Origin of the sequence: Kitasatospora sp. NPDC004614, assembly GCF_042873675.1 — a bacterium.
In the GTDB taxonomy this organism is placed as follows: Bacteria; Actinomycetota; Actinomycetes; order Streptomycetales; family Streptomycetaceae; genus Kitasatospora.
On the sequence record NZ_JBIALR010000002.1, the window covers coordinates 733,887 to 757,381 of the forward strand.

The 23,495-nt window shown below is 73.1% G+C and carries 19 protein-coding genes; 7 read left to right on the forward strand and 12 right to left on the reverse strand.

The genetic code is table 11. The annotated features are described in order from the left end of the window. Positions 1-93: 93 nt before the first annotated feature. The 11 genes from ACFYST_RS08960 to ACFYST_RS09010 form a co-directional block, all read right to left on the reverse strand. The gene (locus ACFYST_RS08960) at positions 94-246 is read right to left on the reverse strand and encodes a hypothetical protein (RefSeq protein ID WP_387644082.1); all 153 of its coding nucleotides are present in this window, start codon (positions 244-246) and stop codon (positions 94-96) included. 4 nt (positions 247-250) lie between these two features. Further along, the gene (gene lysX, locus ACFYST_RS08965; protein WP_387644084.1) at positions 251-1,816 is read right to left on the reverse strand and encodes a bifunctional lysylphosphatidylglycerol synthetase/lysine--tRNA ligase LysX; all 1,566 of its coding nucleotides are present in this window, start codon (positions 1,814-1,816) and stop codon (positions 251-253) included. A gap of 439 nt (positions 1,817-2,255) precedes the next feature. Continuing rightward, positions 2,256-2,948, reverse strand: a complete 693-nt coding sequence (locus tag ACFYST_RS08970) for a hypothetical protein (protein WP_387861001.1) — start codon at positions 2,946-2,948, stop codon at positions 2,256-2,258. A 130-nt stretch (positions 2,949-3,078) separates the two neighbouring features. Beyond that, entirely contained in the window at positions 3,079-3,873 is a 795-nt protein-coding gene (locus ACFYST_RS08975) for a type III pantothenate kinase (protein WP_035863765.1), read from the reverse strand. A gap of 23 nt (positions 3,874-3,896) precedes the next feature. After that, positions 3,897-4,874, reverse strand: coding sequence for a carboxylating nicotinate-nucleotide diphosphorylase (nadC, locus tag ACFYST_RS08980; RefSeq protein ID WP_387644090.1), 978 nt, complete (start codon positions 4,872-4,874; stop codon positions 3,897-3,899). A gap of 53 nt (positions 4,875-4,927) precedes the next feature. After that, complete coding sequence (locus tag ACFYST_RS08985) at positions 4,928-6,541, reverse strand: L-aspartate oxidase (protein ID WP_387861002.1); 1,614 nt, start codon at positions 6,539-6,541, stop codon at positions 4,928-4,930. Between the two features lie 16 nt (positions 6,542-6,557). Further along, positions 6,558-7,007, reverse strand: a complete 450-nt coding sequence (panD, locus tag ACFYST_RS08990) for an aspartate 1-decarboxylase (RefSeq protein WP_387644095.1) — start codon at positions 7,005-7,007, stop codon at positions 6,558-6,560. Between the two features lie 43 nt (positions 7,008-7,050). Continuing rightward, entirely contained in the window at positions 7,051-7,956 is a 906-nt protein-coding gene (gene panC / locus ACFYST_RS08995) for a pantoate--beta-alanine ligase (RefSeq protein WP_387644098.1), read from the reverse strand. Then, positions 7,956-8,870 (reverse strand): Rossmann-like and DUF2520 domain-containing protein, encoded by a 915-nt coding sequence (locus ACFYST_RS09000; protein ID WP_387644101.1) that lies wholly within the window; start codon positions 8,868-8,870, stop codon positions 7,956-7,958. The genes panC and ACFYST_RS09000 overlap by 1 nt, the downstream gene beginning before the upstream one ends. Before the next feature lie 143 nt (positions 8,871-9,013). Beyond that, complete coding sequence (locus tag ACFYST_RS09005) at positions 9,014-9,703, reverse strand: response regulator (protein ID WP_387861004.1); 690 nt, start codon at positions 9,701-9,703, stop codon at positions 9,014-9,016. Positions 9,704-9,717: 14 nt separating this feature from the next. After that, positions 9,718-10,941, reverse strand: coding sequence for a sensor histidine kinase (locus ACFYST_RS09010; protein WP_387861005.1), 1,224 nt, complete (start codon positions 10,939-10,941; stop codon positions 9,718-9,720). A gap of 105 nt (positions 10,942-11,046) precedes the next feature. Here ACFYST_RS09010 and ACFYST_RS09015 point away from each other — a divergent pair, with 105 nt between their 5' ends. Next, the gene (locus ACFYST_RS09015; RefSeq protein WP_387861007.1) at positions 11,047-12,048 is read left to right on the forward strand and encodes an SAM-dependent methyltransferase; all 1,002 of its coding nucleotides are present in this window, start codon (positions 11,047-11,049) and stop codon (positions 12,046-12,048) included. A gap of 14 nt (positions 12,049-12,062) precedes the next feature. Next, complete coding sequence (locus ACFYST_RS09020) at positions 12,063-13,226, forward strand: NADH-quinone oxidoreductase subunit D (RefSeq protein ID WP_387644110.1); 1,164 nt, start codon at positions 12,063-12,065, stop codon at positions 13,224-13,226. Positions 13,227-13,352: 126 nt separating this feature from the next. On the opposite strand, the gene ACFYST_RS09025 is transcribed toward ACFYST_RS09020, so the two are convergent. After that, positions 13,353-14,252 carry a hypothetical protein gene (locus ACFYST_RS09025; protein ID WP_387861009.1) on the reverse strand — a complete coding sequence of 300 codons (900 nt, stop codon included), beginning with the start codon at positions 14,250-14,252 and terminating at the stop codon, positions 13,353-13,355. Between the two features lie 179 nt (positions 14,253-14,431). On the opposite strand from ACFYST_RS09025, the gene ACFYST_RS09030 reads away from it, so the two are divergent. The 5 genes from ACFYST_RS09030 (at position 14,432) to ACFYST_RS09050 (ending at position 23,453) form a co-directional block, all read left to right on the forward strand. Further along, complete coding sequence (locus ACFYST_RS09030) at positions 14,432-14,776, forward strand: WXG100 family type VII secretion target (RefSeq protein ID WP_387644115.1); 345 nt, start codon at positions 14,432-14,434, stop codon at positions 14,774-14,776. Positions 14,777-14,841: 65 nt separating this feature from the next. Then, the gene (locus ACFYST_RS09035; RefSeq protein WP_387861011.1) at positions 14,842-18,090 is read left to right on the forward strand and encodes a toxin glutamine deamidase domain-containing protein; all 3,249 of its coding nucleotides are present in this window, start codon (positions 14,842-14,844) and stop codon (positions 18,088-18,090) included. Continuing rightward, entirely contained in the window at positions 18,087-19,364 is a 1,278-nt protein-coding gene (locus tag ACFYST_RS09040) for an SUKH-4 family immunity protein (protein ID WP_387861013.1), read from the forward strand. The genes ACFYST_RS09035 and ACFYST_RS09040 overlap by 4 nt, the downstream gene beginning before the upstream one ends. A 49-nt stretch (positions 19,365-19,413) precedes the next feature. Beyond that, positions 19,414-20,367, forward strand: a complete 954-nt coding sequence (locus tag ACFYST_RS09045; protein WP_387644124.1) for a Ppx/GppA family phosphatase — start codon at positions 19,414-19,416, stop codon at positions 20,365-20,367. 101 nt (positions 20,368-20,468) lie between these two features. Next, positions 20,469-23,453, forward strand: a complete 2,985-nt coding sequence (locus tag ACFYST_RS09050; protein ID WP_387861015.1) for a hypothetical protein — start codon at positions 20,469-20,471, stop codon at positions 23,451-23,453. Positions 23,454-23,495 lie beyond the last annotated feature (42 nt).

The following is a 23,495-nucleotide window of genomic DNA, read 5'->3' on the forward strand; positions in this document are numbered from 1 at the left end:
GATAGGACCGAATCGGACAAAGGGCGGCAAATGGCAAACAGACCGGCGCGCCGCTCCCCGAAAGAGGGAACGGCGCGCCGGTCTGCGGTCGGACTATTCGGCGGAGGAACGCGACACCATCGCCTCGGCGGCGGCGTCCTCCTTGGCCTTCTGGGCGCCGCCCTGGCTGCGGATGATGGCCCGCACCAGGAAGGCGAAACCGATCGCCATGACCAGTGGCGGCACGATCGCGCTGACGTACTCCATGGTTTTACTCCTCGGTGTCCTCGTCGGCTTCGGCGGCCTTGTCACTCTTACCGGCCTTCTCCGGCTTCACCAGCGGGAACAGCACCGTCTCGCGGATGTTCTTGCCGGTCAGCAGCATGATCAGGCGGTCCACACCCAGGCCGAGGCCGCCGGTGGGCGGCATCGCGTACTCCAGGGCGCGCAGGAAGTCCTCGTCCAGCTGCATCGCCTCGACGTCGCCACCGGCCGCCAGCAGCGACTGCGCGGTCAGGCGGGCGCGCTGCTCGACCGGGTCGATCAGCTCGGAGTAGGCGGTGCCGATCTCGGTACCGAAGATCACCAGGTCCCACTTCTCCGCGACACCCTCGATCGAGCGGTGCTGGCGGGTCAGCGGGGACACCTCGGTCGGGTAGTCCTTGATGAAGGTCGGCTTGATCGCGTGGTGCTCCAGCAGGCGCTCGACCATCTCCAGGACGATCTGGCCGTGGCCCCACTCCTTCTCGTACGGGATGCCGGCTTCGTCGGCGAGCTTGCGCAGCTCGTCCACCGTGGTGGCCGGGGTGACCTCGGTGCCCAGGTGGGCGGAGATGCCCGGGTAGACCGAGACCTCCTGCCAGGGCTCGGCGAGGTCGATCTCGTGCTCGACGCCGTCCGGGCCGAGACCCTTGACCACGGTGGTGCCCAGCGCGTCCTGCGCGGCGTTCACGATGATCGCCCGGATCAGCTCGGCCTGGGTGTCGTAGTCGCCGTACGCCTCGTACGACTCCAGGGCGGTGAACTCCGGGTTGTGGGTGGCGTCCGCGCCCTCGTTGCGGAAGTTCCGGTTGATCTCGAAGACCTTCTCGGCGCCACCGACCACCAGCCGCTTCAGGTACAGCTCGGTCGCGATCCGCAGGTACAGCTCGATGTCGTACGCGTTGATGTGCGTCCTGAACGGACGGGCGTTGGCGCCGCCGTGGATCGGCTGCAGCATCGGGGTCTCGACCTCGAGGTAGCCGCGGTCCTCGTAGGTGCGGCGGATCGAGCGGATCACCCGGGTGCGCAGGTGCAGCATCTCGCGCGCCTCGGGGTTCACGATCAGGTCCACGTAGCGCTGGCGGACCCGGGCCTCCGGGTCGGTCAGGCCCTTGTGCTTGTCCGGCAGCGGACGCAGGCACTTGGCGGTGAGCTCCCACCGGTCCACCATCACGCTCAGCTCGCCGCGGCGGGAGGTGATCACCTCGCCCTCGACGCCGACCTGGTCGCCGAGGTCGATGTCGGCCTTCCAGGCGGCCAGCCGCTCCTCGCCCAGCTTGTCCAGGGACAGCATCACCTGGAGGTCGCCGGAGCCGTCGCGAAGGGTGGCGAAGCAGAGCTTGCCGCCGGTGCGGGCCAGGATGACCCGGCCGGTGATGCCCGCCCGCTCGCCGGTCGCGGTGTCCGGCGCCAGGTCCGGGTGCTTGTCGCGCAGCTCGGCGATGGTCGAGGTGCGGGGGAAACCGACCGGGTACGGGTCGATGCCGGCGGCCCGCAGCCGGTCCAGCTTCTCGCGCCGGACGCGCATCTGCTCGGGAAGGTCGTCGGTCGCGGGGAGAGTGCTCTGATCGCTCACCCCACCAGGGTAGCCAGGCTCACGGGCTGTTCCGCCACGGGATATCGCCCCACGCACCCGACAGCGCCGGAACCCCGGACCCCGATGGGCGGCCCGGGGCGTCCTGGCGTCCGGTCAGCTCTGGGTGGCGGTGGTGCCGAGCGCCAGCGAGGTGGTGTTGTTGGCGTCCACGTCGTCGTACGGCAGCGGCTGGACGGCGTTCTCGTACAGGCCCTGCTCGGTGGTCACCCCGATGGTGACCGTCGGGTCGGCGGCCGGGTCGGCGACCGCGAGCGGCAGGTCGAAGGTCCGGTCCGCGCCGTTCAGCAGGAAGGTCGGCAGGTAACAGTGGACGAGGCCCGGGTTGATCTTCCCGCAATCGGCGGGCAGCTTGCCGGAGACACTGGGGCCACGCGAACAGCCCCCTCCGGGGAGGGGGCTCGGGCGAGTTGACGGTGGATCAGCCGTCGGTGCCGGTGGCGAGTTCCGGCTGGTCGGTGTCGGTGGGGGGTTCGGGGGCGGGGCGGGTGCGGCGGCCGAAGAGTTCGGCGGGGGTGGGCATCCGGCGCGGCCGGGGGCGATCGGCGGGGGGCTGCGGGTGCTGGTCGCTCATCGGGAACCGTCCTCCAACTGGGATGGCGGGCTGGGGTTCGGGCGCGGGGCTCGGTACGGCGGCGAGGTGCCGCTGTCCGGAGCCGAGGGAGAGGCGCTCGCGGACCTCCGCCTCGGCGAGTGCGTGGCAGCGTCCGGCGAGCCGGGAGCGGCGGGCGTGTTCGGGCGGGCCGCACGGCTGGCGGGACAGGGCGCGAAGGGCGGAGAGGTCTTCGGCGGTGGGCAGGTAGCCGTCGGTGACGGCTTCCTCCAGGCGTTCCAGGTAGCCGCCCGCGCTGCCGGGCAGGGCGGCGCGGTAGCGGCCCAGGTCGGCCAGCAGGAAGGTGCGCAGCCGGCCGCCTTCCTGGACCGCTTCGTCGATGGCCTCGGTGAGTCGAAGCGCTTCCTGGACGTCCTCGGCCCACAGTTCGCCGGTGGCGGTGGGCAGCGGGAGCCGGTCGGGCGCGGCCGGATAAAGGGCTTGGGCGAGGGCACGGCGCAGCACCCGGACTTCGTCGGCGCTGAAGGCCATACCGCCGCGCGATCCGTGAGGCGTTGGCATGGCTCGACAGTACGTGCCGTACGTCCGACTTATGGCGATTGAGGACGTGTTTGTCCCGATTGGCCTATGAGATGGTGCATCTGACGCCCGGTCGGCCGTCCAATAGCGGCCGGCCGGGCGTCAGGGGCCGTCAGGCGGTGGCGGGGCGGTTGCGTTCGAAGATCAGGCGGAGGCCGATCAGGGTCAGCCACGGCTCGTGCACGTCGATCGAGTCGGCCTCGCCGAGGACCAGCGGGGCCAGGCCGCCGGTGGCGATCACCTGGACGTCGTTCGGGTCCTTGGCCAGTTCCTTGGCCATCCGGTTGACCAGGCCGTCGACCTGTCCGGCGAAGCCGTACAGGATGCCCGACTGCATGCCCTCGACGGTGTTCTTGCCGATCACGTTGCGCGGGCGGGCCAGCTCGATCTTGCGGAGCATCGCGGTGCGGCCGCCCAGGGCGTCGACCGAGATCTCGATGCCCGGGGCGATCGCGCCGCCCACGTAGTCGCCGCGCGCGTTGATCGCGTCGAAGGTGGTGGCGGTGCCGAAGTCGACCACGATGCACGGCCCGCCGTAGAGGTGGTTGGCGGCCAGCGCGTTGACGATCCGGTCGGCGCCGACCTCCTTCGGGTTGTCCATCAGCACGTGCACGCCGGTCTTCACACCCGGCTCCACGATCACCGCCGGCACGTCCCCGTAGTACCGGCGGGTCACCTCGCGCAGTTCGTGCAGCACCGCCGGCACCGAGGAGCAGATCGCCAGGCCGGCCACCCGGTCGTCCGCCGAGACGATCGGGTGGGCGCCCATCAACCCCTGGAGCAGCACCGCCATTTCGTCGGCGGTGCGGCGCGGGTCGGTGGAGATCCGCCAGTGCTCGACGATCTCCTCGCCGTCGAACAGGCCGAGCGTGGTCTGGGTGTTGCCGACGTCGATGGTGAGGAGCATGGGGCGCTTTCTGCTTGGAAGGGTCAGGAACTGCGGAGGTCCAGGCCGATGTCCAGGATCGGCGAGGAGTGCGTCAGGGCGCCGACGGCCAGGAAGTCGACACCAGTCTCCGCGACCTCGCGCGCCGTGGCCAGGGTCAGGCCACCGGAAGCCTCCAGCTTCGCCCGGCCCGCGACCAGGGCGACCGCCTCGCGCAGCTGCTCGGTGCTGAAGTTGTCCAGCAGGATCAGGTCCGCGCCGGCCTCCAGCACGGGGGTGATCTGGTCGATGGTGTCCACCTCGACCTCGATCGGCAGCTCCGGGAACGCGGCCCGGACGGCGGTGAACGCCTCGGCGACGCCGCCGGCCGCGACCACGTGGTTGTCCTTCACCAGGGCCGCGTCCGAGAGCGCCATCCGGTGGTTGGCGCCGCCGCCCGCGCGGACCGCGAACTTCTCCAGCGCGCGCAGGCCCGGGGTGGTCTTGCGGGTGTCGCGGACGACCGCCTTGGTGCCCTCCAGGGCGTCCGCCCAGGCACGGGTCGCGGTGGCGATGCCGGACAGGTGGCAGAGCAGGTTCAGCGCCGAACGCTCGGCGGTGAGCAGGTCGCGGGTGCGGCTGCGCACCGAGAGCAGCACCTGGCCGGCCTCGACCGCCGCGCCGTCCTCGACGTGCCGCTCGACCTCGAACTCGTCCTCGCACACCAGCGAGACGACCGCCTCGGCGACCCGCAGGCCCGCGACGACGCCCGCCTGACGGGCCGTGAAGTCCGCGGTCGCGACGGCTTCGGCGGGGACGGTCGCCACCGAGGTGACGTCCTCGCCGCCGGCCAGGTCCTCGGACAGGGCCATCATCGCCACGTCCTCGACCTCGACCGGGTCCAGGCCGGCCTCCTCCAGCAGCTCGGCCAGCGCCGGGTCGAGCCCGGTCTCGTACACCTCGCCGTCACCGCACGCGCAGCCGTCACCACAGCCGCCTTCGGCGGATTCGGCGGAGAGGAGGGGGAGTTCGTCGTGGGACATGAAGAGGGCTCCAAAGGGGGATGCGGGGCGCGAAGAGCGGGATGCGGAAGACGTCAGCTGCTGAGCGGGTGGGTCACGTGGCGGTGCCAGGTGGTGTCGTCGCGGTCGGGGAAGTCCTCGCGCCAGTGGCAGCCGCGGGTCTCCTCGCGGAGGGTGGCGGCGGCGGTGAGGGCGGTGGCGACCTGGTGGAGGTTGGTGGCCTCCCAGGTCTCGACGGACGGGGAGGCGGGGTGGGCCGGTTCGGGCAGGGCCTCCAGGCCCTTCGCGGTGGCGGCCAGCGAGTCCGCGGAGCGGATCACGCCCGCGCCGGTGGACATCAGGTGCTGGATCGCGCCGCGGCTCTCCGCGGGCAGCAGCGGCACCGGCTCGGCGGCCTGGGCGGCGTCCGCGTCCACGGTGCGGGCGGGGAGCCGGCCGGCCTCGGCGAGCTCGGCGAGGTCGGCGGCGATCCGCTCGGCGAACACCAGGCCTTCGAGCAGCGAGTTGGAGGCGAGGCGGTTGGCCCCGTGCACGCCGGTGCAGGCGACCTCGCCGCAGGCGTACAGGCCGGGGACGGTGGTGCGGCCGTGCAGGTCGGTGCGGATGCCGCCGGAGGCGTAGTGCGCGGCGGGGGCGACCGGTATCGGCTCGGTGACCGGGTCGATGCCGTGGCTGCGGCAGGCGGCCAGGATGGTCGGGAAGCGGTTCTCCCACATCTCGGCGCCGAAGTGCCGCCCGTCCAGGTACATGTGCCGGGTGCCGTGCTCGTGCATCCGGCGGGTGATGGTCTTGGCGACGATGTCGCGCGGGGCAAGCTCGGCGAGTTCGTGCTGACCGGTCATGAAACGCACGCCGTCGGCGTCCACCAGGTACGCGCCCTCGCCGCGGACGGCCTCGGAGACCAGCGGCTGCTGGCCCTGCGCGTCCGCGCCGAGGAACAGCACGGTGGGGTGGAACTGGACGAACTCCAGGTCGGTGACCTCGGCGCCGGCCCGCAGGGCGAGCGCGACGCCGTCGCCGGTGGAGACCGCCGGGTTGGTGGTGGCCGAGAAGATCTGGCCCATGCCGCCGGACGCCAGCACCACGGCGCGGGCCAGGATCGCGCCGACGCCGTCCCGCTGGCCCTCGCCCATCACGTGCAGGGTGACGCCGGAGGCGTGGCCGCCGGCGTCGGTGAGCAGGTCCAGGACGAGGGCGTGCTCGATGAGTTCGAGGCCAGGGTCGGCCTCGACGGCGGCGACCAGGGCGCGCTCGATCTCGGCGCCGGTGGCGTCGCCGCCGGCGTGCGCGATCCGGCGCCGGTGGTGGCCGCCCTCGCGGGTGAGGACGATCTCGCCGTCCTCGTCCAGGTCGAACTCGGCACCCACCTCGATGAGCCGGCGCACCGCGTCCGGCCCCTCGGTGACCAGGGTGCGGACCGCCTCCTCGTCGCACAGCCCGGCGCCCGCGACCAGGGTGTCCTGGAGGTGCTGCTCCGGGGTGTCGCCCTCGCCCAGGGCGGCGGCGATGCCGCCCTGGGCCCAGCGGGTGGAACCGTCGTCGAGCATCGCCTTGGTGACCACCATGGCCCGCAGACCGGCCTTGCGGACATTGAGCGCGACGGTGAGTCCGGCCACGCCGGAGCCGACCACGACCACGTCGGTGCTCGTGGTCCAGCCGGGGGCAGGGGCGGTCAGGCGGTGCGACATGGCTTCAGCTGCTCCTTCAGTGCGCGGCGGCGACGGCCACGCCGTCCGCCCCACCGTACGCGGCGTCGCCGCGCAGCAGTCCGCTGCCCTCGGGGGCGTCCGCGGGGTCGCCGCCCAGGCCGGTGACCCGGTTGTGCTCGTCCACGAACACCACCTTCGGCAGGTACGCCTTGGCCTCGGCGGTGTCCATCTGCCCGTAGGCGATCAGGATCACCAGGTCGCCGGGGTGGACCAGCCGGGCGGCCGCGCCGTTGATGCCGATGATGCCGGAGCCGCGCGGGCCCGCGATGGTGTAGGTCTCCAGCCGGGCGCCGTTGTTGATGTCGACGATGTGGACCAGCTCGCCGGGGAGCAGGTCCGCGGCGTCGAGCAGGTCCTCGTCGACCGTCACCGATCCCACGTAGTGCAGGTCGGCCTGGGTGACGGTGGCACGGTGGATCTTGGACTTGAGCATGGTGCGGAGCATGTGGTCACGCCTCTCTGAGTGCATGCCTGGGCTACAGCCGTACTTATCGGACGATGATGCTCACGTTGTCGATCAGCCGGGTCGGACCGACCTTGGCCGCCAGCGCGAGCACCGCCTCGCCCCGGTAGTCGTCCGGCGCCTCGGTGAAGGACATCGGATCGATCAGGGCGAGGTAGTCGAGGGAGATGCCGTCCGCGCCGTCCAGCGCGGCGGCGGCCGCCTCACGGACGGCCTTGGCACCCTGGGCGCCGGCGTCGCGGCCGGCGAACAGGGCGCGGGAGAGGGCGAGCGCCTGGGTGCGCTCGTCGTCGGAGAGGAAGCGGTTGCGGGAGGACAGCGCCAGGCCGTCCTCCTCGCGGACGGTCGGGACGCCGACGATCTCCACGTCGAAGTCCAGGTCCGCGACCATCCGGCGGATGATCGCCAGCTGCTGGGCGTCCTTCTCGCCGAAGACCGCGAAGTCCGGGTCGGTGATGTGCAGCAGCTTGGCGACGACGGTCAGCATGCCGTCGAAGTGGCCGGGGCGGGACGCGCCCTCGAAGCCCGCGCCCATCGGGCCCGCCGAGAGGCGCACCAGCGGCTCCCCGTTCGGGTACACCTCGTCCACGGACGGGGCGAACACCACGTCCGCGCCCATCTCCTCGGCGAGCGCGACGTCCGCGTCCAGGGTGCGCGGGTAGCTGTCCAGGTCCTCGCCGGCGCCGAACTGCAGCGGGTTCACGAACACCGTGACGGCCACCCGGCCGTCCTTGCCGACCTGGCGGCGGGCCTCCCGGACCAGCGCCGCGTGGCCCTGGTGCAGGGCGCCCATGGTCATCACCACGGCGTTGTCCACCGGCTGCTCGTCCGGCCAGAACGCGGCCTCGAACTCCTCAACGGTGCGGGTCAGCACCGCCTTGCGGACCTTCGCCGCCTTCGGGGCCTTCGCCGGGCGCCTGTCGCGTGCCATCAGTGGTTCTCCTCGTTCAGTACGTCCAGCAGTGCTGCCGCCGGTTCCGGCTTCAGCGATCCGTTGGCGACCGCCCGTTGCGCGGTCGCCTTCGCCATCGCCCGGTACGCCTGGCCGATGTCCGGGGTCACCGTAGCGAGTCGGTCCAGGTGCTTGCGCACCGTTCCCACATCACCCCGGGCGACCGGGCCGGTCAGGGCCAGATCGCCGGAGCGCAGGGCGTTGTCCAGGGCCGCGCCGAGCAGCGGGCCGAGCATCTGGCCGGGCTCGGCGACACCCGCGGTGCGCAGCAGCTCCATCGCCTGCGCGACCAGCGTGACCAGGTGATTCGCGCCGTGCGCGAGAGCCGTGTGGTACAGCGGCCGGACGTCCTCCGGGATCCACGACGGCTCGCCGCCCATCTCCACCACCAGCGCCTCGGCGACCGGACGCAATTCCTCGGGCGCGGTCACACCGAACGGGCAGCCGGCCAGCCGGGCCACATCCACCGACGTGCCGGTGAACGTCATCGCCGGGTGCAGCGCCAGCGGCAACGCGCCCTTGCGGGTCGCGGGCTCCAGCACGGCCACGCCGTGCGCGCCCGAAGTGTGGACGAGTATCTGGCCGGGACGGACGGCGTCGGTCGCGGCCAGACCGCTCACCAGATCCGGCAGGGCATCGTCCGGGACGGTCAGCAGCACCAGATCGGCCGCCGCCATCACCTGCGGCGGCGTCACCAGGCGGACACCGGGCAGCAGGGCCTCGGCGCGACGCCGCGAGGCGGCGGAGACGCCGGACGCGGCAACCACGCGATGGCCGGCCAGCTGCAGGGCCGCACCCAGGGCAGGACCGACCCGGCCGGCCCCGACCACACCGACAGCGAGCCGGGCCGGGCGATTACCGGGGTCGGAGGGGTCTCCGAAGTCGTGCAGCACTCTTCCGTTCCAGTCCTCGGCGGGTACCAGACGTACCGCTCAATGGTACGGGCTGCGGGGGTGCACGTTACTGCGTCCACCCACCCGCCCGAGCACCCACCAGGGAAGGGAAAGAGCACCACCAGGGACACGGGCAGCCGGGGTCAGGGGGTTTCGCCGGCGCGGACGAGGCCGTTCTCGTAGGCGAGGACGACGGCCTGGACGCGGTCGCGGAGGCTGAGTTTGGCGAGGATGCGGCCGACGTGGGTTTTGACAGTGGCTTCGGAGAGGACCAGCCGGCGGGCGATCTCGCCGTTGGAGAGGCCCTGGGCGACCAGCAGGAAGACCTCGCGCTCGCGTTCGGTGAGCGGGGCGAGGACGGCGGAGCCGGGCGTCGCGGTGGGAGTGGGCAGAACCTCGGCGAAGCGGTCAATCATGCGGCGGGTGGTGGTGGGTGCGACCACCGCGTCGCCGCCGTTGACGGCGCGGATCGCGGCGACCAGTTCGGCCGGCGGTACGTCCTTGAGCAGGAAGCCGGACGCGCCGGCCTTGAGCGCGGCGAAGGCGTATTCGTCGAGGTCGAAGGTGGTGAGGATGAGGACTCGGGGGGCGCCCTCGATCGGGGTGCCGTGGTCGTCGAGGCAGATGCGGCGGGTGGCCTGGACGCCGTCGAGGCGGGGCATCCGGACGTCCATCAGGATCACGTCGACGTCGGCGGTGCGCAGGACGTCGAGTGCCTGCTGGCCGTCACCGGCCTCGGCGGCGATCTCGATGTCGCCCTGCGATTGCAGGACCATCCGGAAGCCGGTTCGCAGCAGTTCCTGGTCGTCGACCAGCATTACGCGGATCGGCATCGGTCGGGTCTCCTTCACTTGGACACTTTGAGGGGGAGGACGGCTCGGATCCGGAAGCCGCCGCCGGGCCGGGGCCCGACGTCCAGGCTTCCGCTGACCATGCCGACCCGTTCGCGCATGCCGATCAGACCGTGGCCGAGGCCGTCGGTGCCGCCGGTGGCGAGCTGTTCGCGGGTGCTGCCGCGGCCGTCGTCCTCGACCAGGACCTCCAGGTCGCCGTCCCGGAAGTCGACGGCGACGGTGGCGTGGGCGTCGGGGCCGCCGTGCTTGCGGACGTTGGTGAGGGCCTCCTGGACGATCCGGTAGACCGTGAGCTCCAGGCCGCGGGGCAGTTCGCGGACCTCGCCGGTGGCGGTGAACTCGACCGGCAGGCCGGCCGTGCGGACCTGTTCGAGCAGGTCGGGGAGTTCCTCGACGCCGGGCTGCGGCACGTACTCGCCGGTGGTGTCGGCGGTGCGCAGCACGCCGAGCAGGCGGCGCATTTCGGCGAGCGCCTGGCGGCCGGTGGAGGCGATGGTGCCGAGCGCTTCCTTGGTCTGCTGCGGGGAGGAGTCCATGACGTACGCGGCGCCGTCGGCCTGGACGATCATCACGGAGACGTTGTGCGCCACCACGTCGTGCAGTTCGCGGGCGATCCGGGCGCGCTCGGCGGCGACCGCGACCTGCGACTGGGCGTCCCGTTCGCGCTCCAGCCGGGAGGCCCGGTCCTCCAGCTCGATCAGGTAGGCGCGGCGGACCCGGGTCAGCCGGCCCCACGCCCAGCACAGTACGAACGGGGTGGTCATCAGCGCGGCCACCAGGACCCGCTTGGCGAAGGTGTCGTTCGGGGCATCGGGCGACGTCGGCATCAGCCGCCAGACGGTGAGCGGCCCGGCGGCCAGGCTGGCGACCAGTGCCAGCCAGGGCGTCCAGCGTCTGCCGAAGGCCGCGCCGGTGTAGGCGAACACCAGGTAGCCGATGCTGGCCGCGCCGGGTTCGATCACGAGGGCGATCTGGCCGATGCCGAGGACGACGGCCACTGCGGTGGTGATGTCGGGCCAGCGCCGCCGGACGACCATCAGTCCGGGCAGGATCACGGCGACCGCGACGGCCAGGAACCTCGCGGCGCCGGAGAGCCGATATCCGTCGGGCGTGGCCTGGTCCAGCGCGACGAGCACGCCCGGGAACAGCACCATCAGTGCCCAGGCGGAGTCGACCACCATGGGGTGTCGGCGGAGCCAGGCGTTGAGTCGATGCACAGGTCCAGCCTAGGGAGTCGGATGGCGTGTTCAGGTCCGTCGGGAGAGCGATCCGGTGCTACTCCCCAAGGTGGAGATCCCCTCCTCCCGGTAACGTCGCCCGCTATGACATGGATGCGGTGGCGGCCCGCGATCGAACACGCGCTGTACCGGCCCGACGGCGGCTTCTACCGCAGGCCGGAGGGCCCGGCCGGGCACTTCCGCACCTCCGTGCACGCCTCCGCCCGGTTCGCCGGCGCGGTGGCCCGCCTGTTGGCAGGGGTCGACGCCGCGCTCGGCTCGCCGGACCGGCTGGCCTTCGTGGACGTCGGCGCCGGCCGCGGCGAACTCACCGTCGCCGTCCGTGACGCACTGCCCGCCGAACTGCGCGCCCGGGTCGCGTTCCACGCCGTCGAACTCGCCGACCGCCCCGCCGGCCTGCCCGACGGGATCGGCTGGGGCCCCGAGCTGCCGTCCGGCGTCACCGGCCTGCTGTTCGCCAACGAGTGGCTCGACAACGTCCCCCTCGACCTCGCCGAACGCGACGAGGACGGGCAGCTGCGGTACCTCGAGGTCGCCCCCGACGGCGACGAACGGCTGGGTGAACCGCTCGATGCGGACGACGCGGCCTGGGCCGCACACTGGTGGCCCGGGGAACGGGTGGAGCTGGGCGGCCCCCGGGACGCCGCCTGGGCCGGGGCGGTCGGCGCCCTGGAACGCGGCCTCGCGGTGGCCGTCGACTACGCACACACCCGCGACACCCGCCCCCCGTTCGGCACCCTCACCGGCTTCCGGGACGGCCGGGAGACCGCACCCGTCCCCGACGGCAGCTGCGACCTGACCGCGCACGTCGCCCTCGACGCCGCCGCGGTCCCGGCTCATCCGGTGCTGCTGACCACCCAGCGCACCGCCCTGCGCGCGCTCGGCGTCAGCGGCGCCCGCCCGCCACTAGCCCTCGCCACCACCGACCCGGCCGGCTACCTGCGGGCCCTGGGCGGGGCCGGCGAGGCCGCCGAACTCACCGACCCGGCCGGGCTCGGAGCATTCCACTGGCTGGTCCAGGCCGTCCGCATGCCGGTACCGGACGACCTCGCGGGCCTGCCGGGATGGCAGACTCTCCCCTCATGAAGGAGTCGACGGGCATGACGGAGACCACGGTCGGCATCGGCCCGGGCGCGCAGACGCTCCCCGGGGAGCCCGGCAGCACCGACATGGTGCTCAACATCGGCCCCCAGCACCCGTCCACGCACGGCGTGCTGCGCCTGAAGCTGGTCCTCGACGGCGAGCGGATCATCTCCGCCGAACCCGTGATCGGCTACATGCACCGCGGCGCGGAGAAGCTCTTCGAGGCCCGTGACTACCGGCAGATCATCATGCTGGCCAACCGGCACGACTGGCTGTCCGCCTTCGCCAACGAACTCGGCGTGGTCCTCGCCGTCGAGCGGATGCTCGGCATGGAGGTCCCCGAGCGCGCCGTCTGGCTGCGGACGCTGCTGGCCGAGCTGAACCGGGTGCTCAACCACCTGATGTTCCTCGGCTCGTACCCCCTGGAACTGGGCGGCATCACGCCGATCTTCCACTCCTTCAACGGCCGCGAAGAACTCCAGCACGTCCTGGAGGAAGCCTCCGGCGGACGCATGCACTACATGTTCAACCGGGTCGGCGGCCTCAAGGAGGACCTCCCGGCCGGCTGGCTCGGCCGGGTCCGCGCGGCCATCGGCGTCGTCCGCTCGCAGCTGCCGGTCTTCGAGAACCTGGTCCTCGGCAACGAGATCTTCCGCGGCCGGACGGCCGGCATCGGCGTCCTCTCCCGCGAACACGTGCACGCGTACGGCGTCACCGGGCCGATCGCCCGGGCCAGCGGCGTCGACTTCGACCTGCGACGCGACGAGCCGTACCTCGCGTACGGCGAACTGCAGGACGTACTGCGGGTGCCGGTGCGGGAGGAGGGGGACTGTCTGGCCCGGTTCGAGTGCCTGCTCGAACAGACCGAGAACTCGCTCGCGCTGGCAGACGCGTGCCTGGACCGGCTGGTGGAGATGCCGGCCGGGCCGATCAACCTGCGGCTGCCCAAGGTGCTCAAGGCGCCGGAGGGTGAGACGTACGCGTGGACCGAGAACCCGCTCGGGGTGAACGGGTACTACCTGGTGTCGCGCGGGGAGAAGACGCCCTGGCGGCTGAAGCTTCGGTCCGCGTCGTTCAACAACATTCAGGCGCTGACGGAATTGCTGCCGGGGACGCTGGTGGCGGACATGGTGGCGATTCTGGGGTCGATGTTCTTCGTGGTGGGGGACATCGACAAGTAGGGAAGGCGGACGGGAGGCTGCGGCGGGTCAAGGGCGGGGACCAGAAACTACGGGGCCTTTTCGCGCCCCGTTGATCCTCCGCAGACTTGGCCCCGCCGTTCCCCGGGCCCCTGGATGCAAGCCCCCCTAGATGCCTGCGGGGTGCGGTGCCAGCTTGGGGTTGTGGGCTTCGCAGAGGGTGACGAGTGTCGCGTACGCCTCGGGGCCCATGAGTTCGATGAGTTCGGGGCGGTAGGAGACGTAGACGGGCTTGGCGGCGTTGTGGGCCTCGGGTGAGCTGGTGCACCACCAGTGGAGGTCGTGGCCGCCGGGGCCCCAGCCGCGGCGGTCGTATTCGCCGATGGAGACCTGGAGGTAGCGGGTGTCGTCGGGGCGGTCGATCCAGTCGTAGGTGCGGCGGATCGGGAGTTGCCAGCAGACGTCGGGCTTGGTTTCCAGGGGTTCGAGGCCCTCGCGGAGGGCGAGGACGTGCAGGGCGCAGCCGGCGCCGCCGGGGAAGCCGGGGCTGTTCAGGAAGAGGCAGGCGCCGTTGACGCGGCGGGTCTGGCGGTCGCCGTCCTCGTCCAGCATGGTGATGCCGCCGTCGCGGCGGATCCGGCCCTTGGCGTCGGTGCCTTCGGCGTGGTGTTCCCAGATGTCGGGGGTGAGGCGGGCGGCGTGTCCGGTGACGCGCTGTTCGTCGTCCTCGTCAGAGTAGTGGGCGCCGAGGGTGCAGCAGCCGTCGGAGGCGCCGCGGCCGGGCTGGATGCCGTGGCAGCCCTTGCCGAAGATGCAGCCCCAGTTGGAGGTGAGCCAGGTGAGGTCGCAGCGGAACACCTGGTCCTCGTCGGCGGGGTCGGTGAACTCGACCCAGGCGCGCGGGAAGTCGAGGGCGACTTCGCGGACGGTGGGCATCGCCAGGTCGACGACCGGGGCCTTGGCCGCGCCGCCGGCCTTGCCTGCCTTGCCGGACTTCTTGGACTTCTTGTTCTCAGCTGGTGCCACCCGGCAAGGGTATGGCCTGGCGGGGCGAGGGCGGAGGGGCATCGCGGCTTTTGGTCCGGTTTGCCGGGATTGGGGGGTTTTCCGGGGCTGCCCGTGGGCGGCGTAGGTGAAACGGCTGTGAAAAGGGCCGCAGCCCGGGCGGCGGCGGCCGTGCGCGGCCCTAGGATGGCCCAGCCGGGGGTAGGTCGGGCGCATGAGCGCCCTTGCACGGGGGAGTGCACATGGGCGACAAGGTCGTCATCCGGTCGTGGGAACTCCACGGCGAGGCAAAGGAGTTCGAGACAGTCTCGAACGAGTTCGGCAGTGCGGCGAAGCAGTTGGAGAGCGGGCTGGCGGCGCTGGGTGCGCCGTGGGGCGGTGACGCTCCGGGCAAGCCGTTCGGTACCGCGTACGGCGAGGCCCGGGAGGGCGTGCTGGCCGGGCTGCAGGGTCTGTCGGAGCGGCTGGGCCGGATCGGCCGGGGGCTGCACAGCATGGCGGACAACATGGAGCGCACCGACAGCGAGGTCAGCGCGGACTTCAACGCGCCGTCGTCTAACCACCCGACCGCAACCGGCCGGGCCTGAACCGCAGTCAGAGCACGCGGCGGGCGGCTGTGCACGCCGAACCGCACCACCCGAAGGGGGAGCACGTGTCCAGGAACCTGCCGGAGGAACTCGCCCCCGCGCTGGCACGGACCGGCCACGCGTGGCCACAGGCGGACGAGGACGGGCTGCGCCGGGCGGCCGGCCTGTGGCGGGAGTTCGGTTCGGAGGCGGACGCCCTGGTGCGGCGCGGCAACACGGCCGCGCAGCGGGTGTCCGGGGAGAACGAGGGCCCCGCGGTGGACGCGTTCACCACGCACTGGCAGCAGTTCAGCGGCGGCGGCCGCGGCCAGCTGGACGACGCCTCGGCGGCGGCGGGCCTGGTGGCCGGCGCGCTGGACAAGGCGGCCGGCGTGGTCGACCACAGCAAGGCCGAGATCATCGCGGTGCTGCAGGAGCTGACCGAGAAGATCCGGGCGGCGGACGCGGCCGAGGCGAAGGCCAAGGCGCAGATCGCCCAGGCCGGCAAGGACATCGTCTCCGGCGGCCTGATCTCCGGGCTGGTGTCCGGCGCGGCCGGCCTGGTGAAGGAGGGCGTCGCCGAGGCCGAGGAACTGGCCGCCGTCGAGCACGCCAAGCTGAAGATCGGACAGCTGCTGGAGCAGCTCGAGCGGGACATGGCGGAGGCGGCGAAGTCGCTCGCCAAGGAGCCCCCACTGATAGCCCTGGAGCGGATCGCCCAGGCCGACGGCCGCGGCCTGCACGGCGAGAAGCGCGAGAGCTCGATGGCCGCCCGGTCCGGGCAGGTCACCGGCGTCCTGGCGAAGTCCGGCGTGGCCCGCTCGGTGGAGGTCGCCGGCGTGGCCGGCGTGCACGCCGAGCTGAAGGCCGACGGCACCGTCAAGACCGACCGGCACGGCAACCCGATCCTGGTCGGTGACGACGGCCAGCGAGTCAAGGGCGTCGAGGGCCTGAAGGTCACCCAGGGCACCGACGGCACCCAGCAGCTGGTCGGCCCGGACGGCACCCCGGTCGGCGGCGTGGCGATGGGCGAGGACGGCAAGCCGCTGCTCGGCAAGGACGGCAAGCCGGTGCTGGTCGGCCTGACCGGCGCGCTGGTCGGCACCGGCATCGTGCTGGCCCTCGGCCTGGACGGCCACCCCAAGCTCGACGACGACGGCCACCCGGTGATGATGGCCGCCAACGGCACCCCGGTCTCCGGCCTGGTCGCCGACCAGAAGGGCCACCTGCTGATCGGCAGCAACGGCCAGGCCGTCACCGTCAACGCGGACATGCAGGCGGTCGGCCCGAACGGGCAGATCGTGCAGTTCGGCGCCGACGGCCGCCCGCTCGACGTGCTCGGCAAGGACGGGCAGCCGCTGCCGATCGGCGACGGTCAGAACAACAGCCCGTACGGGGACGGCACGCGCGGCCACAACGGCCAGGGCGGCCACAACGGCCACGACGGCCACGACGGCCAGGGCAACGGCAACGGCAACGGCAACGGCCAGGGCCAGGGCAACGGCCGCGGCAACGGACCCGGCAGCAACATGTCCGGTGGCAACTCCCCGCTGAACGGGCTCCCGGGCAAGCTCGACGGCGCGATCTTCGACCAGCAGGGCGGCCAGGACCAGGGCGGCGGCCAGCCGCAGTCCGCTCCGGCGGGCGGCGGTGGGCACCGCGGTGGCGGCAACTCCGGCGGCTACCAGAACAACTCGGCTCCGGTGTACGGCAATTCGCACAGCGGCTCGTCCGGTGGCGGCGGCGGTGGCGGTTCGTACGGCGGTGGCGGTGGCGGTTCGTACGGCGGCGGTGGCGGCTGGTCCCCGAGCGACTCGCCCTCGCCCTCCTCGTCGCACGGGCCGGTGTCGGTGCACGTCGACTCGGTGCTGACGCCGCCCGCGCCGCACCTCCCGCCGTCGGTGGACAGCAGTGACATCTGGTCGTCCGGCGGTAGCGGTGGCGGTGGCGGTGGTGTGCACCGCGGCGACCCCGGTTCGGTGTTCGGCGGTTCGGGCGGTTCGGGTGGCGGCTCGTCCATCCAGCTCGGCCCGGTCGGCGGCGGTTCCGCCCCGGCCGGCGGCGGCGTGCCGGTCGGCGGTTCGGTCGGCGGTTCGGTCGGCGCCGGCCCGGTGGCCGGTGCGGGCCCGGTCGGCGGTGCCTCCGGCGGCACTCCTGGCGCGGCCGGTACCCCCGGTGCCCCGGGCGCGGCGGCCGGTGCCGCCGGCGCCCCCGGTGCTGCGGCCGGTGCGGCAGCCGGCACCCCGGGTGCTCCCGGCGCTGCGGCCGGTACCCCCGGCGCCCCCGGCGCGGGTGGGCAGGGCGGCGGTGCGGCCGCGGTGGTCGGTGTCGGCCAGCACGCGGCGGACGGCCGCCCGGTGGCGGCCCGTCCGGTGACCGGCCCGGTCCCGCCCACGGGCGGCGGCGGCATCGGTCAGCAGGCCCCCGGTGGTCCCGTCCGGCACGACCCGCTGCCGGACGTCCGGCGGCACAGCCCCGCCGACGAGTCCGGCGCGCCGCTGCACCAGGCGTCCGCGGCCTGGCTGGTGCTCTCCGGCGGCGGGCAGGGCGGCGTGGTGCGGCCCGGCTCCGCCGAGCAGGTGGTGCGCACCCTCGCCGACAGCCGCCCGTACGGGCTGCCCGGCGGGCTCGGACCGGTCGATCCCGCGCACCAGGCCGAGGTGGTGCGGCGCACCCCCGCGCCGTTCCCGGACCCGATGGTCGGGGAGTGGATCGAGGTCCTCAACGGCGGCGGCCCGACCGAGAGCGGACGCGCCAACAACTGCGTGGACGTGGCACTTTCGGCCGTCGACACGCTCGGCACCGCACCCACCTGCGCCGCGCCTCGACTGCCCGACGGCCCGGCCGGCGAGCGCGGCGGCCGCGACCGCGCCGAGCTCGAACTCGGCACCCGCTTCCTCGACCTGGGCGACGGCGCCGAGGCGCACGGCAAGCTCGGCCAGGCGCTGCTCGCGCACGGCACCGGCACCCGCGCGGTGCTGCTCACCGTCGACGGCTTCGGCCGCTCGCACACCTGGAACGCCGTCAACCACAAGGGCGTGCTCAGCTACCTCGACCACCAGACCGGCTACGCCGCGCCGACCCCGCTCTACCCGGCCGACCACGGCCTGTGGGCGATCGCGGTGGACGCCGCCGACCGGCCGATCGACCTGTCCGCTCCGCTGCCCGTCACCGTCGCCGTCCCCACCGGGGACCGCGACGACGCGGTGGCCGAGCCGGTGCCCGCCATGGCCGGCGCCCCCGCAGAGGAACAGGCCGCGGACGTCCCGCCCGCGGCAGCGCCGCCGCGCTCCCGTCTCACCATCCACCGCACCGCCGGGAGCACCAACCGATGATCAGCCGTGAACAGGCCCTCGCCACCGCCCACCGCTGGGTCAACGGCGACCTCCCGCAGGAGGCTTCGCGGCCTGTCAGGTGCCACGAGTTCGACCTCGGCTGGGTGCTCTGGCCGGAGCCCGCGCCGATCCTCACCGACCCGCTCACCGGGGTGCGCCGCGCCCCGGAGGAGATCGGCGCGGCCTGCGCCGTGGTCGACCGGGTCAGCGGCGAACTCACCGTCTTCCCGTCCGTCCCGGTGCCCGAGGTGGAGCGGCTCTACCGCGACCGCCTCGGCGCCGGCAGCCACCACCCGGCGCTGCCGCCCGTCACCGGCCCCGGCACCCGGGCCGCGCTCAGCTACCGGGACGGCAAGGGCGTCACCCAGTCGCTCACCGTGCACTCCGCGCACGGCCACCCGCACCCCGCGCTGCGCGCCTGGCAGCAGCTGTCCGCGCAGGGCGTCGCCCTCGACGACCTGATCGCGCTCCGCACCGACCTGCGGCTGTCGATGCTCCCCGGCGGCTACTGGGAGCACGTCATCGCGGCCCGGCTGCCCGGCGTCCGGATCGAGTTCGAGCAGCCGTACGGCCCGCGCCACGACCACCGGGCGGCCGCCGTCCGGGCGCTGGCCGCCCGCACCGGCCGGCACTGGAACCGGGTGCCGTTCCCGCTCGCCGTGCCGCCCGCCCAGCCCGAGGACGAGAACGGCCTCGGGCAGCGGCTGGCCGCGCTGTTCGGCGAGGACGGCGCACACCGCTTCGAGCAGACCGCGGTGCTCGCCGCCGACCTGCCCGAGGCCGCCGCCCGCGCCCTGCAGCGCACCGGCCTGCCGCGGGTGGTGGCCGGGTTCTTCACCCTCCACCTCCCCGAGAGCGACGGCATCGCCGGGCAGGCCGGACCCGTCCTACCCGACCTCACCGAACACCTCGGCGCGCTCGGCCGCGGCCGCCGCGCCACCGCCGCGGCCCGCGCCGCGCTGATCGGCCAGCGGCTGCTCGGCACCGACGGCTGGGCACTGTTCACCGTCGACACCGCGCAGGGCCGGATCCGCGCCGTCGACCCCGACACCTGCGAGGCCCGCTACACCAACGCCGACCTGACCGCCTTCACCCGCTGCCTCGCGCTGCTCGCCGAGCGCTACCCGCGCCTGCGCGACCTGCCGCCCGAGCAGGCCGGCCCGGCCGTCGCCGAGTTCCAGTGGGCGCTGGCCGCACTCGACCGGACCGCGCTGCGGAACCCCGAGAACTGGTGGGCGGTCATCGTCGAACAGCTCTGGGACGGACTGCTGTGACCCCACCGGTACCCCGGGAGGTCACCGGTCTGGGCTAAGTTGGACGGTCATGCGACTCGGTGTGCTCGACGTAGGCTCCAACACCGTCCACTTCCTCGTGGTGGACGCCCACCCCGGTGCGGCCCCGCTGCCCGCCTACTCCCACAAGGCCGACCTGCGCCTCGCCGAGCTGCTGGACGCGGACGGTGCAATCAGCCCGATCGGCATCGAACGGCTGGTCTCGATGGTCGCCTCCTCGCTGCGGGTCGCCGAGGACAAGGGCGTCGTCGACCTGCTGCCGTTCGCCACCTCCGCCGTCCGGGAGGCCAGCAACGGCGAGGAGGTGCTGCGCCGGGTCGAGGACGAGACCGGCGTCGCGCTCACCGTGCTGTCCGGCCAGGACGAGGCCCGGCTGACCTTCCTCGCCGTCCGCCGCTGGTTCGGCTGGTCCTCCGGCCGGCTGCTCAACCTCGACATCGGCGGCGGCTCCCTGGAGATCGCCTGCGGCCTCGACGAACAGCCCGACGTCGCCACCTCCCTGCCGCTCGGCGCCGGACGCCTCACCTCCCGGCTCCCCGGCGACGTCGCCGACCCCGGCGACATCCGCGAACTGCGGCGGCACATCCGCGCCGAGATCGCCGGCGCGGTCGGCGAGATCGCCCGCCTCGGCGCGCCCGACCACTCGGTGGCCACCTCCAAGACCTTCAAGCAGCTCGCCCGGATGACCGGCGCCGCCCCCGAGGGCGCCGGCGTCCGCGTCCCCCGCAAGCTCACCCGGGCCGGCCTCTCCGCCTGGCTGCCCCGCCTCGCCGCCATGACCCCCGCCGAACGCGCCCGCATCCCCGGCGTCTCGCTCGGCCGCGCCCGCCAGCTGCTGGCCGGCGCGCTGGTCGCCGACGCCGCGATGGACCTGTTCGGCCTGGACGAGCTGGACATCTGCCCGTGGGCGCTGCGCGAGGGCATCATCCTGCGCCGCCTCGACACCATGGACGGCCAGGACAGTCGGGTCGCAATCGAAGCGTGACCCGGCGGGCGGCCGCAACTCGCCTTTTTCCCTAGGGAATTCGTGTGCGAGCGGCTAGGATCCGGGTGGTTTTCAGGGGAGCGCTCACCGGGGGGATTGCGATGTCCGTGCCGTCTTTTGCCGACCGCCGAAGAGGGAGGCGCCGGTTCGCCGCGATCGGTGGCCTGCCACTGGTCGCCATGCTGCTGTCGCTGGCCGCACTGCTGCCGGGCAACGACCCGCAGCCGACCGCGGCCGGGGCCGTTCCGGTCGCCGCGCAGGCGGGCGCTCCGGTGTCCGGTACCTCGGCGCCGACGCCGACGCCCGGTGCATCGCCGAGTGCGAACAGCCTCGGCAGCTCCGGCAACTCCGCCAACTCCGTCAGCGGCGGCGCGGCTCCGTCCGCCGCCCAGAACCAGCTGGGGGGCTCCCCCTTGCCGAGCCGGCCGCCGCGGCCGGTCTCGTATCCCAGCGGGACGCCCAACCCCATGCCCACGGACGGCCCGTGCCCGTTCGTTCTGCAGCCCCACACGGTGGTGCGCTGCGGCGCCGAGTCGGGCCAGCGGACGCTGTTCAAGCTCGACGTGTCGGCGGGCCGGGACATGGTGATGATCCAGGTGGTCAGCACGCTGTACGGCATGGCGCCGCGGCTGTTCGACCCGGACGGCCAGCAGGTGCAGTGCAACATCGCGCCCGACGACTACGTCAGGGGCCCGGTCCGGTGCGTCACCAACAAGGCCGGCACGTACACGCTGCAGCTGATCAACTACGGTTCGGGGACCCTGCCGATCGCGCTGTCGTACCTGCCGGTGTTCTCCACCGACAAGTGCGTGACCATGCGGGGCACCGACACGTCGCTGGGCAACCCCACCCTCTACCGGGGCACCGTGCCGCAGGGCATGGCGGGTGACTGCTGGGTGACCGACTTCGCCGCCGGTGACGTGGTGCGGCAGCTCGGCACCAACCTGGAGCAGCTCCTGTTCGACGCCACCGGCCAGCAGGTCTGTGTCCCCGGCACCCCGCCGGTGTCCGGGACGGACTGCAAGCTGACCGGCACCGCCCCCTACCGGCTGGTCGTCCAGTACGGGCACGACTACAACCCCGCCGACCCCGGCACCCCGGCCTACCTGATGGCCATGTCGCGGATGTCGCGGCCGGAGGGCTGCCTGACGGTCGAGCCGCAGACGTACGGGGCGGCCCTCGACCTGACGGACATCACCCGCTGCCGGATCCTGCGGGTGCCCACCGACGGCCGTTACTCGTTCCGCGGGACCCACGACACCGGCAACATCGGCGGCACCCTCTACCGGTCCGACCTCAGCCCGATCTGCCCGTCCGGGACCTGTGACCTCACCGCCGGCGACTACCTGTACACGATCCCGCCGCCCATCTACCAGCCGTCGCCGTTCGCGATGGTCTTCCGCGCCGACACCGAGACCCGCGGCTGCACCGCCGGCCGCGACGACCAGATGGATTCCGGCGCGCCCGTCGAGACCTTCCCCTCGGCCGGGCAGGACATCTGCCGCACCCTGCCGACCGCGTCCGGCCAGTCCGTCTACGTGCTGAACGGGACGGACAAGGGCGAGACGGCGCGCTACCGCGTGCTGGACGCCGCCGGCACCGAACAGTGCCACGGCTTCACCGTGTACGACACCTACCAGGTGTGCCGGCTGACCGGCACCGCGCCGTTCCGGCTGACGGCGGAGGCCCAGGGCCCGTTCAACTACCGTCTTCTGGTGCAGCGGGTCGGTGAGACCGCCGGCTGCACGCCGTGGGCCGCCGCCGAGTACGGCACCGGCAGCGGCGCCCGCACCGGCCTGACCGGGAAGCCCGCCAACGGGGCCCTGGAGAGCTGCTTCGCCGTCCCGGCCGACCACCCGGCCGCCGAACTGATCGGCTACCGCGTCACGGGGAACCGGTTCAAGTCCGTGCTGCACGTGGTCGATTCGTCCGGTACGGAGGTCTGCCGGATCAACACCGGGGTCGCCGACGTCTGCCGTGCTCCCGCCGGCCGGCCCTACACGGCCGTGCTGACCTACGACAGCAGCGTGAGCGACTTCACCGCCGTCCGCCGCGACGCCACCGTGTCCGCGCCCTGCGACCTGCCCGCGGCGACCGGCCAGGTCGGTGGGCCGTCCGCCGGTATCGCCGTCGACAGCTCCACCGACGCGCACTGCACCACGGTCGGCGCCGCTGCGGCGGACCTGCTGCAGATGAACTCCCGCACCTCCGGTGGTCGGTCCGCCCAGCTGACCGTGCTGGACGCCGACGGCCGGACCCGCTGCAACGCCTGGGAGACCAGCTGCCGGGTCACCGGCTCGACCAGCTACGTCACGCTGGTGGCCACCCGCGACTCGGTGGACACGGGGCCGCTTCCGGGTGCGCTGGACGTCTGGCGGCTGGCCACCGCCGCCGGGTGGGCACCCGAGTGCGCCGCCCACCCGGTCTCCGCCGACGGCTTCGACCAGCGCAGCGGGGTGCTGAGCGACGACGCCCCGCTGTACTGCGCGGTGCTGGACATGAAGCCCGGGCAGAGCGTGGACATCGCCACCGCCACCGACGACTACCGCAACTGGTCGCTGCTGAGCATGGCCGGCCGGGAGAACTGGGCCGACGAGGACACCGCCTACAAGTGCGTGAAGCAGCTGGGCGAAGTCCCGACGGGCTTCAACCAGTGCACGTACAACGGCACCACCACCGGGCACGCCGTACTGCTGTTCAGCCCGGGCCAGGCCCACACGCCGCTCGCCTACACCCTGCAGGGGGCCAAGCCGGGCACCGGCACCGCGTACTCGGGCATTCCGCAGTCGCTGACCCCGGCGGTGGCCGTCGAGGGCGGCTACGCCGAGGTGACCGTCCACGGCACCGGGCTGAGCCTCAACAGCAGGCTGACGCTGGTTCCTGAGAACACCCGGGTGGACCCGAACCTGTCCATGCGGCCGCTGTGGGTGAGCGCGGACGGCACCGAACTGCGGCTCCGGGTCGAGCTCGGGGGCGCGTCCACCGTCCGCTACGACCTGCTGGTCGTGGGCGCCCCCCACACCGACGGCGTTCCCTCGCCGGGCTACCTGCCCAAGGCGTTCCAGGTGGTCAAGAAGAGCGCCTGAGACAGAGCGACTGAGACAGCACGGCGGGGCCGCCCATGGCGG